The 14,725-nt window shown below is 67.3% G+C and carries 14 protein-coding genes; 5 read left to right on the forward strand and 9 right to left on the reverse strand.

Annotated elements, in window-relative coordinates; translation table 11 throughout:
- Nucleotides 1-124: 124 nt before the first annotated feature.
- A complete protein-coding gene (locus MRY80_RS18625; protein WP_293292566.1) occupies nt 125-1,072 on the forward strand; it encodes a homocysteine S-methyltransferase family protein in 948 nt (315 codons plus the stop codon).
- Nucleotides 1,073-1,125: 53 nt separating this feature from the next.
- Nucleotides 1,126-1,770: a methyltransferase domain-containing protein gene (locus MRY80_RS18630; RefSeq protein WP_293292567.1), complete on the forward strand. Its 645-nt coding sequence runs from the start codon at nt 1,126-1,128 to the stop codon at nt 1,768-1,770.
- 7 nt (nt 1,771-1,777) lie between these two features.
- On the opposite strand, the gene MRY80_RS18635 is transcribed toward MRY80_RS18630, so the two are convergent.
- The 7 genes from MRY80_RS18635 to MRY80_RS18665 all read right to left on the reverse strand — a co-directional run bounded on the left by MRY80_RS18635 (nt 1,778) and on the right by MRY80_RS18665 (nt 10,618).
- On the reverse strand, nt 1,778-2,743 hold the full coding sequence (locus MRY80_RS18635) for a formyltransferase family protein (protein ID WP_293292568.1): 966 nt from the start codon (nt 2,741-2,743) through the stop codon (nt 1,778-1,780).
- A gap of 104 nt (nt 2,744-2,847) precedes the next feature.
- Nucleotides 2,848-3,903 carry a 4-oxalomesaconate tautomerase gene (locus tag MRY80_RS18640; RefSeq protein WP_293292569.1) on the reverse strand — a complete coding sequence of 352 codons (1,056 nt, stop codon included), beginning with the start codon at nt 3,901-3,903 and terminating at the stop codon, nt 2,848-2,850.
- Nucleotides 3,896-4,588, reverse strand: a complete 693-nt coding sequence (locus MRY80_RS18645; protein WP_293292570.1) for a 4-carboxy-4-hydroxy-2-oxoadipate aldolase/oxaloacetate decarboxylase — start codon at nt 4,586-4,588, stop codon at nt 3,896-3,898. The genes MRY80_RS18640 and MRY80_RS18645 overlap by 8 nt, the downstream gene beginning before the upstream one ends.
- The gene (locus MRY80_RS18650) at nt 4,588-5,319 is read right to left on the reverse strand and encodes a PIG-L deacetylase family protein (protein ID WP_293292571.1); all 732 of its coding nucleotides are present in this window, start codon (nt 5,317-5,319) and stop codon (nt 4,588-4,590) included. The genes MRY80_RS18645 and MRY80_RS18650 overlap by 1 nt, the downstream gene beginning before the upstream one ends.
- Before the next feature lie 18 nt (nt 5,320-5,337).
- Complete coding sequence (locus tag MRY80_RS18655) at nt 5,338-6,303, reverse strand: VOC family protein (RefSeq protein WP_293293045.1); 966 nt, start codon at nt 6,301-6,303, stop codon at nt 5,338-5,340.
- Nucleotides 6,304-6,499: 196 nt separating this feature from the next.
- Nucleotides 6,500-7,381 carry an NAD(P)-dependent oxidoreductase gene (locus MRY80_RS18660; RefSeq protein ID WP_293292572.1) on the reverse strand — a complete coding sequence of 294 codons (882 nt, stop codon included), beginning with the start codon at nt 7,379-7,381 and terminating at the stop codon, nt 6,500-6,502.
- Nucleotides 7,382-7,399: 18 nt separating this feature from the next.
- The gene (locus tag MRY80_RS18665; protein WP_293292573.1) at nt 7,400-10,618 is read right to left on the reverse strand and encodes a 2Fe-2S iron-sulfur cluster-binding protein; all 3,219 of its coding nucleotides are present in this window, start codon (nt 10,616-10,618) and stop codon (nt 7,400-7,402) included.
- Nucleotides 10,619-10,743: 125 nt separating this feature from the next.
- Here MRY80_RS18665 and MRY80_RS18670 point away from each other — a divergent pair, with 125 nt between their 5' ends.
- From MRY80_RS18670 to MRY80_RS18680, 3 genes are all read left to right on the forward strand, one after another.
- Complete coding sequence (locus MRY80_RS18670; RefSeq protein ID WP_293292574.1) at nt 10,744-11,421, forward strand: GntR family transcriptional regulator; 678 nt, start codon at nt 10,744-10,746, stop codon at nt 11,419-11,421.
- A 165-nt stretch (nt 11,422-11,586) separates the two neighbouring features.
- Nucleotides 11,587-12,411, forward strand: a complete 825-nt coding sequence (locus tag MRY80_RS18675) for a hypothetical protein (RefSeq protein ID WP_293292575.1) — start codon at nt 11,587-11,589, stop codon at nt 12,409-12,411.
- Between the two features lie 184 nt (nt 12,412-12,595).
- On the forward strand, nt 12,596-13,942 hold the full coding sequence (locus tag MRY80_RS18680; protein WP_293292576.1) for a SpoIIE family protein phosphatase: 1,347 nt from the start codon (nt 12,596-12,598) through the stop codon (nt 13,940-13,942).
- Nucleotides 13,943-13,948: 6 nt separating this feature from the next.
- Here the strand turns inward: MRY80_RS18680 and MRY80_RS18685 are convergent, their stop codons facing one another.
- Both MRY80_RS18685 and MRY80_RS18690 read right to left on the reverse strand, forming a co-directional pair.
- Nucleotides 13,949-14,362, reverse strand: coding sequence for an ATP-binding protein (locus MRY80_RS18685; protein WP_293292577.1), 414 nt, complete (start codon nt 14,360-14,362; stop codon nt 13,949-13,951).
- A gap of 7 nt (nt 14,363-14,369) precedes the next feature.
- Complete coding sequence (locus tag MRY80_RS18690; protein WP_293292578.1) at nt 14,370-14,705, reverse strand: STAS domain-containing protein; 336 nt, start codon at nt 14,703-14,705, stop codon at nt 14,370-14,372.
- Between the last annotated feature and the right edge of the window lie 20 nt (nt 14,706-14,725).

Below are 14,725 nucleotides of genomic sequence, written 5' to 3' on the forward strand. Positions count from 1 at the left end.
CCAAGTTCAGGGCGAGCAAATGACGGTGTCGGAACCGCGAAGACGGCGTGTGCGCCAAAGCACATCCGGTCCGCAGATCGGCTGATACCCGCGCTCCTCACGTCAAGACACGAAGGAACAAACAATGACGACCGCACGATACAGAGACGATCTTCCCCAGCGCAACGGCCAGACCCTGCTGACCGACGGCGGCATCGAAACCACGCTGATCTTCCACGAGGGCTTCGACCTGCCGCTCTTCGCGGCCTATGTGCTGCTCGACAATGACGAGGGCCGGCAGGGCTTGCGCGACTACTACGCGCGCTTCATCGAGATCGCCCGCGACACCGGCTCCGGCTTCGTGCTGGAGAGCCCGACCTGGCGCTGCTCGCAGGACTGGGGCGCCCAGCTCGGCCACGACGCCGAGGCCATCGCCCGCTACAATCGCGACGCGATCGCGCTGATGGCGGACCTGCGCGGCAATGCCGCCACCGACGCGCCGGTCGTCATCTCCGGCTGCATCGGGCCGCGCGGCGACGGTTACGCGCCGGAGACGCAGATGGAGGCCGACGAGGCGCAGGCCTACCACGCCCACCAGGTCGCCACCTTCGCCGCGACCGAGGCGGACATGGTGACCGCGGTGACCATGACGCATGTCGGCGAGGCGATCGGCATCGCCCGCGCCGCGAAGGCCGCCGGCATCCCGTCGGTCATCTCCTTCACGGTGGAAACCGACGGCCGCCTGCCCTCCGGCCAGCCGCTCGCCGAGGCGATCCGCGAGACCGACGCCGCCACCGGCGGGGCGCCGGCCTACTACATGATCAACTGCGCCCATCCGGACCATTTCGCCGACGTGCTCGCCGATGACGGCAGCGGCTGGACGGCGCGCATCCAGGGCCTGCGTGCCAATGCCTCGCGCATGAGCCACGCCGAACTGGACGAATCGGAGACGCTGGACGACGGCGATCCGGTCGAACTGGGCCAGGACTACGCGGCTCTGACGGCCGCCCTGCCCAACCTGCGCGTCTTCGGCGGCTGCTGCGGCACCGACCACCGGCATGTCCGCGCCATCGCCAGCTTCTGCTGCAACTGAGACCAGCCCGGCCGCCCGGCGGCCGGGCCGCTCCCCCCTTCCGGATCATTCCCATGAACGCGCATGCCACCATCTCCAGCGACGTCACGCTCGTCCCGCGCTACGGACGGATCGCACCGGCCTATGACCGGCTCCACGCCCGCTGGCTGCGCCATGCCGGCGGCGAGGCCCAGAGCGCATTCGAAGGCGCTGTCACGGCGCTCATCCGCCCGAACATGCGCATTCTCGACGTCGGCTGCGGCACGGGCAGCCTCGCCCGCCGCCTCCAGCGCCAGTTCGGCGACGACATCGACCTGACGCTCGTCGACGCCTGCCCGCAAATGCTGGACCGCACCAGCGACATCGCGGTCACCCGCGTGCTCGGCTCCATCGAGAAGCTGCCGATGCCGGACGCGACGTTCGACCTGGTCACCTGCTCATGGGCGCTCGAGACCACCACGCGCACGCATCGCGCGATCGGCGAACTGATGCGCGTCGTCCGCCCGGGCGGCCGCGTCTGCATCGTGTTCTGCGCCGACCTGCCATGCGCCCGCGTCTCGCAGATCGTCCTGAAGACCGCCGTGCAGTGGCGCGGCACCGGGCGCTTCCTGCGCCTGCGCGACGTCGAGGACGCCCTCTCGCGCCTCGACATCGAGCGCGTGCGCCGGCTTCCCTGCAACGGCCCCGCAGCCGTGCTCGTCCTCGACAAGCCCGCCTGAACGCGGCCTAGCGGACCATTCCCCTGATCCGGCAAGCGAGCAGGCCGATGAAGGGCGCGCCGAACGTCGCGCGGTGGAGCGGCCGGCGGTTCAGGCGAAGCCTCGCATCGGCGATGTCCGCCTCGATCCTGAACGGCCCGACCCTGGGGGCGCGGCCCGTCGGCGGACCGAGCACGGCGGCGATCGACTTCACCGAATGGCAGGAGACCGTGCCGTCGGCGTTCTCGTGGCTCCAGCGCGTCCACGACCCCGGATAACACGCGAGCAGGTGGCGCACCGTCGCGAGCGGCTTGTCGCGCGTGACATGGAACTCGGTCGCGCCGACCGTGCGGTAGAACCGTTCGGCGGGATCCTGCTCGACGGCCTCGATCTCGCCGCCGAGATAGGCCTGCAGCTCCCTGCGCGTGATGTCGCCCGCGGCCCGCGCCGCCGCCAGGTTCCAGGCGTGAAGATGCGGCGTCTCGGACCAGGGCAGGCTGCGCTGCCCGACGATCGGCCCCTCGTCGATGCCACGGGTCACCCTGTGGAACGTGACGCCGCCATGAAGATCGCCCTTGCCGTCGAAGAGCATGGAGAGGCGCGGCTTCCGGCCCCCGTATTTGGGCAGCAGCGAGGGGTGAACGTTGACCGCGCGGCGTCCGAAATGATCCAGCATGATGTCGGGAACGATGAGTTGGCTCATCACCGTCAGCAAGGTGTCGGCGCCGGTCGCCTCGACCGTCCGCATCAGGTCGGGCATGTCGGGCAGCCGCCCCACCTGCCGGACGGGGATGTCGTGGCGCCGGGCGATCCCGGCCAGCGTCCGCGTCCCGCCGGCGCGCGCCTCCAGCACCTGGCTCAGCCTCGGACGGGCAAGCCGCGGCGATTCGCTCCAGATTTCGGCGATACGCCCCCCGCTTTCCAGCCACGCTTCAGCGACGTGGCCGGACACCAGGCAGGGATCGGCGATCAGGAGGGCAGTAGACGGGGGCATCACAATTGGATTCGCCCGGGCACGTCGCGGCCGGGTCGGCCGCGATAATGGTGTCCGGACAAGGTGTTATCAATGGCAAGTTCTAGCGGGAGGGGCGAAGGCCCCTACCCGAACACCACCCCGTCCATCAGCTTGCGCGCCGTTCTCAGCACGCCGGCCGAGGCCAGGTCGCCATTGTCATCGAGCGTCGCGACGACGGAGAATTTGCCGGTCGGATGCTCCACCGACAGCGTCTTCGGGTTGCCGTCGGGGATCTCGGCGACCTTGGCCGCCGGGCCGCTCTTCAGCATGCAGGCGGTGCCGACGCTGACCGCGCCGAGAACGCCGATCGCCTTGTGGCAGCGATGCGGAATGAAGGTGCGCGTCGAGACGCAGCCGCCATTCTTGGCGCGGCTCACCATGGTCATCTTCGGGACGGATTTTTCCTTCACGTCGCCGAGATTCATCAGCGGTCCGCATTGCAGCCGGATCGCCTCCAGCCGTGCCCGCAGCTCCTCGTTGGCTTCCAGCTCCTCCGGCGTCTCGTCGCCGGTGATGCCCATGTCGTCGGCCGACATGACGACGCAGGGCATGCCGTTGTCGATCATCGTCACTTCGACGCCGTCGATCAGGTCGCTGTCGTTCCCGGTCGGCAAAAGCGCGCCGCAGGTCGAGCCGGCGGTGTCCTCGAAGACGATCGGCTGGGCCGCGGACGTGCCCGGCACGCCGTCGATGCTCGCGTCACCCGCATAGTCCACCACGCCGCCCGGCGTGTTGACCGTCGCGATCGCGAGCTGGTCGGTGTTTTCCATGAAGATGCGCACGTCGGTCGTGCCGTCCTGCGCCTCGACAAGGCCGCGCTCGATGGCGAAGGGCCCGACACCGGCGAGGATGTTGCCGCAGTTCTGCGAGTCCGTGACGATCGGCTGGTCGACGAAGACCTGCAGGAACAGGTAATCGACGTCGACGCCCTCGCGCTCGGACTTCTTCACGACGGCGACCTTGGAGGTCAGCGGATCGGAGCCGCCCATGCCGTCGATCTGCCGCGGGTCGGGAGACCCCATCACCCGCAGCAGCAACGCGTCGCGCGCCGCCGTGTCGGCGGGCAGGTCCTCGGCGAGGAAGTACCCCCCCTTCGAGGTCCCTCCCCGCATCCACATGCAGCGCACGCCGTCAGACATATTTGAGACCTTTCTCGGCCAGCCGCTCGCGCATCTTGTAGATGTCGAGGCCGAGTTCGCCGGCCTCGAAGCGCGCGCGCTTCTCCGCCTCGTTGGCCTCGCGCGCCCGGGCCTTTTCAAGCACCGAGGCCGCCTCTTCGCGGCGCACGACGCAGACGCCGTCATCGTCGGCGACGATCACGTCGCCTGGATTGACCAGTTCGCCCGCGCAGACGACCGGCACGTTGACCGAGCCCAGCGTCTCCTTGATCGTGCCCTGCGCGAAGACCGCCTTCGACCAGACCGGGAATTCCATCTCGGTCAGGTCACGGGTGTCGCGCACGCCGGCGTCGATGATCAGGCCCTTGCAGCCGCGGACCTTCGCGGACGTCGCCAGCAGGTCGCCGAAATAGCCGGCGTCCGACGGCGATGTCGGCGCGAGGACGAGGATGTCGCCGGCCTTGATCTGCTCGATGGCGACATGGATCATCCAGTTGTCGCAGGGCGGCGCCGAGATCGTCACGGCGGAGGCCGCTAGGCGCGCGCCGGAATAGATCGGCCGCATATAGGCGGCGAGCAGGCCCTTGCGGCCCTGCGCCTCGTGAACGGTGGCCACGCCGCATTCGCCGAGGCCGTCGATCACCGCCTGGTCGGCGCGTTCGATGTTCTGGACGACGACGCCCTCTCCGACTGTCGAGCCCGCCATCAGAGTTCGTCCACGGTGCGCGGGAAGATCGACTGGAAGCCCTCTGCATATTTGCAGTCGCGGCCGCCGGACTGGCCGCCGGAGTTGCGGCGGAAGTGGTTGCCGCGGTTCTCGGCGACGTTCTCGTAGAAGTGCCACAGATGCTCCTGGCCCTGCATGCACTGGATGGCGGCCCACTTCTTGTCCCAGACCTCGGTGATGTCGAGGAACACGTCGGGCTTCCATTCCATCTGCTCGGTCTGGTGCGGCTCGAACAGGTAGAGCTGCGGCGCGCCGAGCACCTTCTGGCCCGGATTGTGGCCCCAGGCCTGCGCGATCATGCGGCAGGTCAGCGCGAAATCCGTCGTGTACATGTGGTCCGTGTTGTACGGGTCCCACTTGGAGTGGCTCATCATGAAGGCCGGCTGAACGGCGCGGATGACGTCGACCATGCGGTCCTGCGTCTCGCGGCCGAGATCGAGCGGGTAGTCGCCGACGTCGAAGAACTGGATGTCATGCACGTCGAGCGCGGCGGCCGCGTTCTCGGCTTCCTTGCGGCGCTCGGTCTTGACCTTCTCGAGCGTCATGCCTTCCTGCTTCCACAGCTTGGCGCTCTCGCCGCGCTCGCCATAGGACAGGCAGACGACGGTGACGTCGTAGCCACGTTTCTGATGAAGCGCGATCGCTCCGCCGCAGCGCCAGACGAAGTCGGCGGAATGCGCGCTGATCACCAATGCGGTCTTGTTTGCCATGTGAGGCTCTCCCGTTTCTTATTCCTTGCCGGCAACCGGCGGGGTTCCGTGGGTATGAAAGGTTTCGATGGTCTTCAGGCCCCAGGCCTGGCCCTTCTTGCGGTCCGTTTCCGACCATTCGACGGCCTGCCAGTCGGGATCGAGGATCAGCCGGGCGCCGGCATTGGCCAGTTCGACACGGTTGCCGGCCGGTTCCCAGACATAGAGGAAGAACGAACCCTGGATCGCGTGCTTGTGCGGCCCGGTCTCGATGTGCACGCCGTTCTCCAGGAAGATGTCGGCGGCGCGCAGGATGTCCTCGCGCTGGTCGGTGGCGTAGGTGACGTGGTGCAGCCGGCCGCTTCCGCCGCCGCGCTCCTCGGAACAGACCGTGTCGTAGGTCTTGTTGTTGCAGGAGAACCAGACGCCGCCGAGCCGGCCGTTGTCGAGCTTGATGTATTCGGTCATCCGGCTGCCGAGGCAGGTCTTCATGAATTCGCCAAAGGCGCGCGCGTCCTCGCCCAGCAGGTTCACGTGGTCGATCCTGCGCGGGCTGACGCCCTGCGCGTGGAAGCGGCTCGACAGGTTCTTCAGCGCCGAGGCGTCCTCCGGCGGCGCGACGTATTTCTTCGCGTCCCAGTAGATCTCGAAGACGTGGCCGAACGGGTCCTCGAAGCGGAACGCCTTGCCGCCATGGCCGAGATCGCCGTCCACCCAGCCGATCACCTTGTAGGGGCTCGCCTCGATCGCCGCGACGCGGCGTTCCAGCGCTTCCGGCGACGTGGTCCGGTAGGAGACGTGGCCGATGCCCGTCGTGTCGGATTTCGTCAGCTTCAGCGAGTGGAACTCGTAATCGTCCCAGGCGCGCAGATAGGCCGACGTGTCGTCACGCCCGCTCTCCTTGAGGCCGTAGACGCGGGTGAAGAAATCGAGGCTTTCCTCGAACTTGTTGGTCAGAACTTCCACATGCGCCAGATGCGCAATGTCAAAACACGGTTCGGTCATACCCGCCAATCATGTCTGCTTCGGTTGCGTTTCAATGCGAAACCCCGGACCGGGGCGCGCGTCCTCCTCCGTTCGCGGCGCGAACAGCAATGCGTGATGTAGCGCAGCGCCCGGCCCGTCGCCAATTCGAGCGCGGCCCGTACTATAATATTTCTCTATAGGCTTGAACGGACACAGAATAGCGGCCCCGGCCGCGTCAGTCCCGTTCCTTCCGCCCGGCCAGCAGCGTGTCGACGATCGCCGCGAGGTCGCCGCCTTCCGGCGGGAGGCATTCCAGGCCGCCCACCTCGTCGTGCCAGGCCGCGATCGCGTCGGCCAGGTCGCCGCCATTGGCAAAGCCCAGTTCGCGCATTGAATTGGCCGATTCGCGCATTTCTGCGGCACGACGCACGCCGTGGCGCATCATCCGCTCGAATTCGTATTCGGCGAATTTCGGCCAGCCGAGCATGTCGAAGGAACCGGAGAGCGATTCGTAGACCTCGTCGTAGCAGCCGGCCTGCCGGGCCGCCGAGATCGCCTGCACGGTGATCGCCTCCAGCCCCTTGACGAAGAGCGAGCGGATCATCTTGATCGAGGTCGCCGCCCCCACCTCCTCGCCGACGCTGCGCCAGGAGAAGTCGAACTGGTTCAGCGTCGCGACGATGTCGTCCTGCTGGTCGCCGGCGATCAGCACCGGCGTCTTGTGGCCGCGCGGATGCACCGGCGCCATCACCGCCATGTCGACGTAGCGGGCGCCGCGTCCGCGCACCAGGGCGGCGGTGTCCTGCTTGCGCTTGGCCGAGACCGAGTTGATGTCGACATAGATCTGGCCGGGCGCGAGGCCGTCCTCGACCGATTGCGCGGCCTCCAGGCTCGACGCCGCCGTCACCGCCGCGATCACCCAGTCGGCGCCGCGCACGGCCTCGACCGGGCCGTCGGCCAGCGTCACGCCGAGTTCGTCGGCGGCCGCCACGACGCCGCTTTCGGCCGGCGTGCCCTGCTTGATGTCATAGGCGGTGAAGCGGCCGTTGCCGAGCGGCGGCATGCTCGATGTGAAGGCGCGTGCGGCTTCGCCGAAGCCGATGAAGGCAATATGCATGATGTCCCGTCTCGAAATCTAAAGATCGACCTCGATCATACCGCCATCCTCGGCGGCGCGCGACTGGCAAAGAATGATCGCGCTCTCGCGCTGCCTCTTCGACAGGACGAAATCGCGATGCTCCACCTCGCCGGAAACGAGGCCGCATTTGCACACGCCGCAGATGCCGTCGGAGCATTTGACGTGGATATGGATGCCGTTTTCGGCCAGCACGTCGGTCGCCGTCTTGTCTTCCGGCACGAGGAATTCACGTCCCGATTTCGCCAGTTTCAGCGTGAAGGGGTGGTTCTCCCATTCCGGCAGTTCCGGCACCGAGAAATATTCGAGATGCCGCGCCTCTTCCAGGAAGCCCTGCCGCTCGGCGGCCTCCATCACGCCCTGCATGTAGCGGTCCGGCCCGCAGGTGTAGACGTGCCAGCCCGGCTCGTAGCCCGACAGCACGTGGTCGAGATCGGCGCGGGTGCCTTCCGCGCTGACATGCACATAGACGCGGTCGTGCCAGGTCATCGCCGCCAGATCGTCGAGATAGCCGGCGCTCTCGCGCGTCTTGATCGAGTAATGCACCGCGAAATCGGCGCCCAGCGCGTGCAGTCGGTGGGCCATGGCGATCATCGGCGTGATGCCGATGCCGCCGCCCATCAGGAGGGTGCGCGTCGCCGTCTCGTCGAGCGGGAAATGGTTGATCGGCCGCGAGATGAAGATCTTGCGCCCCTCCGAGAAGATGCGGTGCATCAGCTTCGAGCCGCCGCGGCCCTCGTCCTCGCGCAGCACGCCGATCTGGTATTTCGACCGGTCCGCCGGATCGCCCGACATCGAATATTGCCGCAGGAACTCCGGCGCCACCACGATGTCGAGATGCGCGCCCGCCTCCCACGCCGGCAGGTCCGAACCGTCGAGCGCGCGGAACTCGTATTTCGTCACGTCGCCGGTCATCTTTTCGGCCTTCGTCACCTCGACGCGCAGCACCGGGCTTTCGCCGGCGGCGGTGTAGCGATGCACATGGCTCTCGTCGCCCTTTGCCAGCCGATCGCGATACTCCTTGGCCGTGACCATCGCCTGATAGGCCTCGATGCCCTTTTCGCGGTCCATCGGAAACGGATAGGGCCAGGGATGCGGCGCGAGGTCGGCGGGATAGACGGCCAGCGTCTGGTCTTCATATTTCAGGTCAAGATCGCGCTGCAAGTCCCTGCGATTGACGGGATTGCGCGTTGGGCGATAGCCGCCGTCGGCCTCGATCTCGATGTCCCACCACCATTTCTTGGCGTCGTTCAGCCCGCCATTGCCGACCGCGTCGTCGAGCCTTGCGAGGTAAGGCGCCGCTGACGGAACGTTCGAGGCCATCCAGCGGAACGGCGCCTCGGCGAACAGGCCTTCGAGGTTCCAGGGGCAGGTCTTCATGCAGCGCCCGCACATCGCCCCGCCCGGCGTGGTGATGCGGTAGGTGGCGCATTTCTGGCTGTCCGACTTCCAGATCTCGTAGCCGTTGAACATCAGCTTCGGCCCGGCCGTGATCGCGCCCGACGGGCATTCGCGGGCGCATTTGTTGCAGTTCTCGCAGAAGTTCTGCAGCCCGAAATCGATCGGCCTGTCATGCGCCATCGGCATGGTCGTGGTCACCACGCCGGATTTCAGCCGCGGCCCCAGATAGGGGTTGAGGATCACCTCGCCGATGCGGCTCACCTCGCCCAGCCCCGACAGCAGCAAGAGCGGCGGCTGCAGCACCTCGCCGTCCATCACGGTGTGCGCCTTGGCCTTGTAGCCGAGATTGCGGATCTGCTTGGCGATGACGCCGCCCAAGAGCGAGAAGCGCAGATAGGCGCGCATCGACTGCGCCACCGAGATCCAGTCGTCGCCAGACGCGCCCTCCATGGTCTCGTAGCCCTGGTCGATGATCATCGAGATCGCCTGGTCGTGCGGCGGCACCAGCTCCGCGCCGGTGGCGTCGTGGGAATACCAGCTCCAGTCCGGACAGCGCGACAGCCCGACCGCGTCGACGCCGAGGAAGTAGGTCGCCGCCTTGATCGCCTCGGCATTGCGCTGCGCGTCGCGCGTCGAGGCAGCGACCTCGGCCGCCGCCTCGCCGTCCTGCAGCAGCACGAAGGCGCCGAGCACCCGGCGCTGGCCCATCGAGGGCGCGGCCTTGCGGGCGTAATGGCCGCCCTTGGCGCCGTCCTGGCAGGGCTTGCCCATGTCGCCGAACTGGGCGCGGGCGAACATGTCGGTGCGCTTGGGCACCCGCGCCACGCGCGCCTCGTCGATATAGGTGGTCGGATCGTCCACCCGCTTCAGCTTCTCGAAGGGATGCGCCCCGTCGACGAAGCGGCGGTTGGCGAAGGGCTCGCGGTTGAAGGCGTTCTTGGCAAAGCCCGCCCCGGCCCACCAGGCCGGCCCCTTGGCGCGGAACCACGGCTGGTCGGCCATCGGCGCCAAGGGCCGGTCGGGCGCGAGAGCAAATGTGGTGGTGATCGCGGCGACGCCGAAGCGGCTGCCGACATAGGGATTGACGAGGTCGCCCCCCTCCACGCTCGCCAGGCCGGCGGCCACGGTCAGCCGGTTGAGATCGACATCCGACGACGCGCCGGTATGCGCCTTGGCGTCATAGCCAAGGAGCCGGATGTAGTTGGCGATGACGACGGCGGTCTCGGAGGCCCGCAGGCAGGCGCGCTCGGCCTGCGCGTCCATGATCCAGTCGGAACCCGGCTCGTCCTGTTTCGGATCGCGCGGATATTCGTAGAGGAAGACGATCGCGTGGCTGTGCCCGTCGATGGTCGAGGGCGGCGCCTCCATCGATTCCTTCAGGTCGGCCATGATCATGTCGATGCCCGAGGCAAGCGTCTTGGTCTGGCGGGTGCGCAGGTCGTGCTTCAGCCGGTCGATGCCGGGATTGCGCATCGGTTCGTCCAGCAACGCGTCGGCGGGCAAGGCGCAGGTGCCGATCATGCTGGCGTCGGAAAAATAACCGAAGCCCTTCAGGTGGTTGGCGCGCTCCAGCGGATCGTCCGGCACCTCGGCCATCGCCTTGTTGACCAGCCCGTCGCGGATCGCATCCATCATCGCCTGGTATTCGGCCATGGCGTTGACCAGGCTTTCCGGCTTGTCCGGCCGCTGGAAGGTGAGCTGCCTCATCGCCGGCGCCGCGGCCAGGTCGGGCATGGCGTCCGCCCGCGCGAGACGCTCCAGCGGATACGGCCCCATGTGCACCGGCCGATGCCGATCGGAAAAGAAACGAATGCCCACGACAGTCCTCCCTGCCGCCGCGCGGCGGCTTCCCCTCATTAATGGATACGTTTATGATGGATTTCCGCCATCGTCACGCGTAAATTGGCGCTTCAGGCAATTATTGTATCCATAATGAGGCCGGCATGTCCTCCCACGAACAGCGCGTCCTGGCGATCGTCCGCCGCAAGGTGGTCAATGGCGACTATGCGCCCGACGAGCGCATCTCCGAGGTCGCCATCGCCGAGGAACTTGGCGTCTCGCGCACGCCGGCGCGCACCGCCCTTGCCGCGCTGGAAGCCGAGGGGCTGATCGAGAAGCGCCAGGGCCGCGGCTATACCGTGCGGCCGATCTCGCCGGACATGGTCTCCAACGCCATCGCCGTGCGCGCCGCGCTTGAGGCGCTCGCCGCGCGCACCATGGCCGAGAACGGCATGTCGGCCGACACCGAGGCGCGGCTTGCCGCCTGCATCGCCCGCAGCGCCGCCGTGCTGGAAAGCGAGGACCCCGATGTCGACCTGATGGGCGGCTACCAGGAGGCCAATGTCGAGTTCCACGAGATCATCATGAGCGAGTGCGGCAACGACCTGATCGCGCATGCCTATGAACGCATCCGCCACATGCCCTTCGCCGCGCTCGGCACGCTCGCCTTCGAGCGCACGCTGCAGCGGCGCGACCGCATCCGCCTCACGGTCGGCCATTCCCAGCATGTCATCATCCTAGAGGCCATGCGCCAGCGCGACACGGCCCGCGCGGAGGCGATGATGCGCGAGCATAGCCTCGCGACGCTCAACTATTCCGACCTCTTCGTCGCGGCAAGCTAGAGGCGTTTCGCCGCGCCGCGCGGTTGGATGGATTTCTGCGATTCTTCGTCCAACCCTCTAGCATGACTTCGATTTTCGGCCCGCCCATCTCCTGTCGATCCACCGCCGCATGGCCGCACCGACAATGCCCGCATCGTTTTCGCAGGCAGAAGAGGCGCGAGAGAAGTGGACTGGGACCTGGCCATCGCCCGCAATCGTGAGGCGCTTCAGCGCATCATCGGCAGGCTGTGCGCCATGGTCGGGCTGACCGAAGGCGAGATCCAGACGACCCTGCCCCGGCATGTCCGTCATTACGTCGCGCGCGTCTTGAAACCGGCCGAAGCCGCCATGCGACGCCTGATGGTGATCGCGGCCCTGCAACTCGTCGTCCAGATCAGGACGGCGCAAGCCGCGGCACAGCGCTCCGGCGGCCGTGTCGCCACCGCCGCAAGACCGACACGCGTCGAGACAGCGACACATCGCCAGGCCCTTGCCGCCGACGCGCCCGTCATCGTCCGTATGGCGCATGAGGAGCCGTTCGCCATCGCGACGCCGCCTGCCCGCCGCAAGATCGCGGCAAGGACGGCAGCCCGGACTGGCGGCGACAAGACACCGTGCTTTCCGCTTCTCGATGCGCTGAAGACCTACTCCTTCGCCCCGCGCCGCCGCTACGCGCGCACCTTCCCGCGCTTCACCGTGCTCGGCCTGACCGAACCGCGCCCGCTGCCGGTCGTGTCCGAACCGATGCCCGACGATCCCGTTCCGGCCGAAGCGCTCTGCCGCCGCCTGCTGGCGGTGCAACTGGCGCTCGAGACGCTGCCGGCGCAGGCCCGCCGGCTGGCCCGATGGCAGGCGCGTCGCCTTGCGTCGCACCGTCCGGGACGCCGCTTCGCCATGCGGCGCGGCCGCCCGCCCGGCCACCGCAAGAAGCCGAGGCACGAGGCCGACATGATCCTGCGCGAATGCCACACGCTGGCGCTTCACGCCTGGCGGCTGGCCGACACGTCCTGACCGCCGCGAACCGTCCTTGCTCGACCGTCGCTCTCCCCGAGGCCGGCGGCGCTTTTCCATGTCTGCTCCCCGCCCACACCTTGCGCCGCGCCTCTTGCCCCTGCGTCCAGTCCGGGCATTATGAGGAAAATCAACTTCCAACCGGCAAGCGGCGGGCGATTCGGGGCAGACCCGGCGGAGCACGATGACAGGCAAGTCTCACAATCCACCGGGGCACGATGCCGAGGCGGTTCGCGCGCTCCTGAAGCAGAGCAGCAGCTTTTCGGGCTTCAACGACCAATGCCTGGACCTGCTCGCCGGCCGCTGCACGGTCGAGGAAGCGGATGCCGGCGTCACCTTCTTCGAACAGGGCGAGATGGGCGATTTCGCCTTTCTCGTCCTGGAAGGCGAAGTCAGCGTCGAGGTCTCCACCGATGTCGGCCCGGTGACAGTGGCGGTCATCGGCCCCGGCGAACTGGTCGGCGAGATCGCGGCCTTCGCCGCGACGCCGCGCACCGCCGCCGTCCGGTCGCGCGTCCCGGTCCGGCTCCTGCGCATCGAGCAGGCGACCATCCGCGAAATCCTGCGCCAATCGCCGGAACTCGCCATGTCGATCATCGCCGAACTCGGCACCCGGCTGCAAAGCCTGAACGCGTCGATCGCGGCGCTCACCCAGGCGACCCGTGCGCTCGGCGCCGGCGAGTTCGAATCCTCCATGCTCGATGTGCTGCGCAACCAGGCGACACGGTTCCGGCAATTTGCCGACACGTTCGATCAGATGGCCCGCGAAATCACCTCGAAGCGGCTCCACGGCCAGGAGATGAAGCTCGCCTTCGAGATCCAGCAATCCTTCCTGCCGAAGAGCATTCACGCCGGGCCGGTCCTCGGTCCGCGCTTCAAGGTGTCGGCGTCCATGCAGCCCGCCAAGGAGGTCGGCGGCGACTTCTTCGATTACTTCATGATCGATGACGAATGGCTGGCGATCGCGGTCGGCGACGTCTCCGGCAAGGGCGTGCCCGCCGCGATGTTCATGAGCGTCTCGCGCATGGTGCTGAAGTCCGTCGCGCGCGAGGGCGGCAGCGCCGGCGAGGTGCTCACCGGGGTCAATTCGCTGCTCGCCGAGGACAATCCCGAAGGCATGTTCGTGACAGTCGCCTTCGCCCGGCTCAACCTGGTGACCGGAGAGTTCAACCTGTCGAGCGGCGGTCACGAGGAGATCTTCGTCATCGAACCGGACGGCAGCCTGCAGAAATTCGGTTCCAACGGCCCGGCGCTCGGCCTGTTCGACGGCCCGGTCTACAAGGAACTGACCATGCAGCTCGCCCCCGGCTCGCAGGTGGTCTTCGCGACCGACGGGGTGACCGAAGCCTTCGATGCACAAAAGAAGATGTTCGGGATGGAGCGGCTGGAAAGCCTCCTGGCCGACCGTCCGCCCGCCGATCCGGACGATCTCGTCGCCATGCTGCAGGACGCGGTCAGTTCGTTCGCGGACGGTTGCCCGCAATCCGATGACATCACCAATCTGGCGCTCGCCTATTACGGCGCGGCCTGACCGGGATCACCCCCGCGGAAAGGTCATGGACAGCCGGTTGCGGCCGTCGATGCGCTCATAGGCCATGCCGCTGGACATCTCGCGCATCAGCTTCACGCCGAAGCCGCCGATCTGGGCGGTCTCCAGGCTTTCGATCTTGCGGGCTTCCGGCACGTCGAGCGGATTGAAGGCGATCGCGTCATCCACCACCAGCGCGGTGATGATATCCTCGCCGATATCGAGTTCCACCGCGATCTCGCCATCGCTTTCCGGTTCGGGATAGCCGTGGGTGATCGTGTTGGTGACCGCCTCGTTCAGGCTGAGCTTCACCGGCCCGGCGCGCTCCGGCGGCAGGCCCGCCTCGTCGAAGCGGTCCTTCAGCCAGTCGTTCAAACGAGCGATGTCGGCAAGCTCGGCGCGCAGTTCGAGACGCCGACTCACCGGGGAATCAGGAAACGGCCGCGATCGCAGCGGCTTCGTCGTCCGTGACGAAGATGATCGTGTCGACGCCGGTCGAGGCCATCACAGACCGTGCCGCCTCGTTCGGATTGTAGACGGCGAGCCGCCCGCCGCGATTGCCGACCGCCTTGGCTGCCTTGACGAGAACGCGAATGCCGATCGATGCCAGGAAGTCGACATCCGTGAAATCCACGATCACCTTGTCATTGGTCCCGGAAATGACGCTGAAGGGCATGTCGACCACGCCCGAGCCCTCGACATCCAGGGATCCGACCAGCGTGACCTTCACGATGCCGCCGTCGATGTCTTCCTGTGCGATTTTCATGCAGTCCCCCGTGCTCGACG

Source organism: Oricola sp., assembly GCF_022763245.1.
Classification (GTDB): domain Bacteria; phylum Pseudomonadota; class Alphaproteobacteria; order Rhizobiales; family Rhizobiaceae; genus Oricola.

What these genes read in the sequence shown, in the direction of transcription:
- MRY80_RS18625 (WP_293292566.1), top strand. Translation starts at nt 125, where the DNA reads ATGACGACCGCACGATACAGAGACGATCTTCCCCAGCGCAACGGCCAG.
- MRY80_RS18630 (WP_293292567.1), top strand. Translation starts at nt 1,126, where the DNA reads ATGAACGCGCATGCCACCATCTCCAGCGACGTCACGCTCGTCCCGCGC.
- MRY80_RS18635 (WP_293292568.1), bottom strand. Translation starts at nt 2,743, where the DNA reads ATGCCCCCGTCTACTGCCCTCCTGATCGCCGATCCCTGCCTGGTGTCC.
- MRY80_RS18640 (WP_293292569.1), bottom strand. Translation starts at nt 3,903, where the DNA reads ATGTCTGACGGCGTGCGCTGCATGTGGATGCGGGGAGGGACCTCGAAG.
- MRY80_RS18645 (WP_293292570.1), bottom strand. Translation starts at nt 4,588, where the DNA reads ATGGCGGGCTCGACAGTCGGAGAGGGCGTCGTCGTCCAGAACATCGAA.
- MRY80_RS18650 (WP_293292571.1), bottom strand. Translation starts at nt 5,319, where the DNA reads ATGGCAAACAAGACCGCATTGGTGATCAGCGCGCATTCCGCCGACTTC.
- MRY80_RS18655 (WP_293293045.1), bottom strand. Translation starts at nt 6,303, where the DNA reads ATGACCGAACCGTGTTTTGACATTGCGCATCTGGCGCATGTGGAAGTT.
- MRY80_RS18660 (WP_293292572.1), bottom strand. Translation starts at nt 7,381, where the DNA reads ATGCATATTGCCTTCATCGGCTTCGGCGAAGCCGCACGCGCCTTCACA.
- MRY80_RS18670 (WP_293292574.1), top strand. Translation starts at nt 10,744, where the DNA reads ATGTCCTCCCACGAACAGCGCGTCCTGGCGATCGTCCGCCGCAAGGTG.
- MRY80_RS18680 (WP_293292576.1), top strand. Translation starts at nt 12,596, where the DNA reads ATGACAGGCAAGTCTCACAATCCACCGGGGCACGATGCCGAGGCGGTT.
- MRY80_RS18690 (WP_293292578.1), bottom strand. Translation starts at nt 14,705, where the DNA reads ATGAAAATCGCACAGGAAGACATCGACGGCGGCATCGTGAAGGTCACG.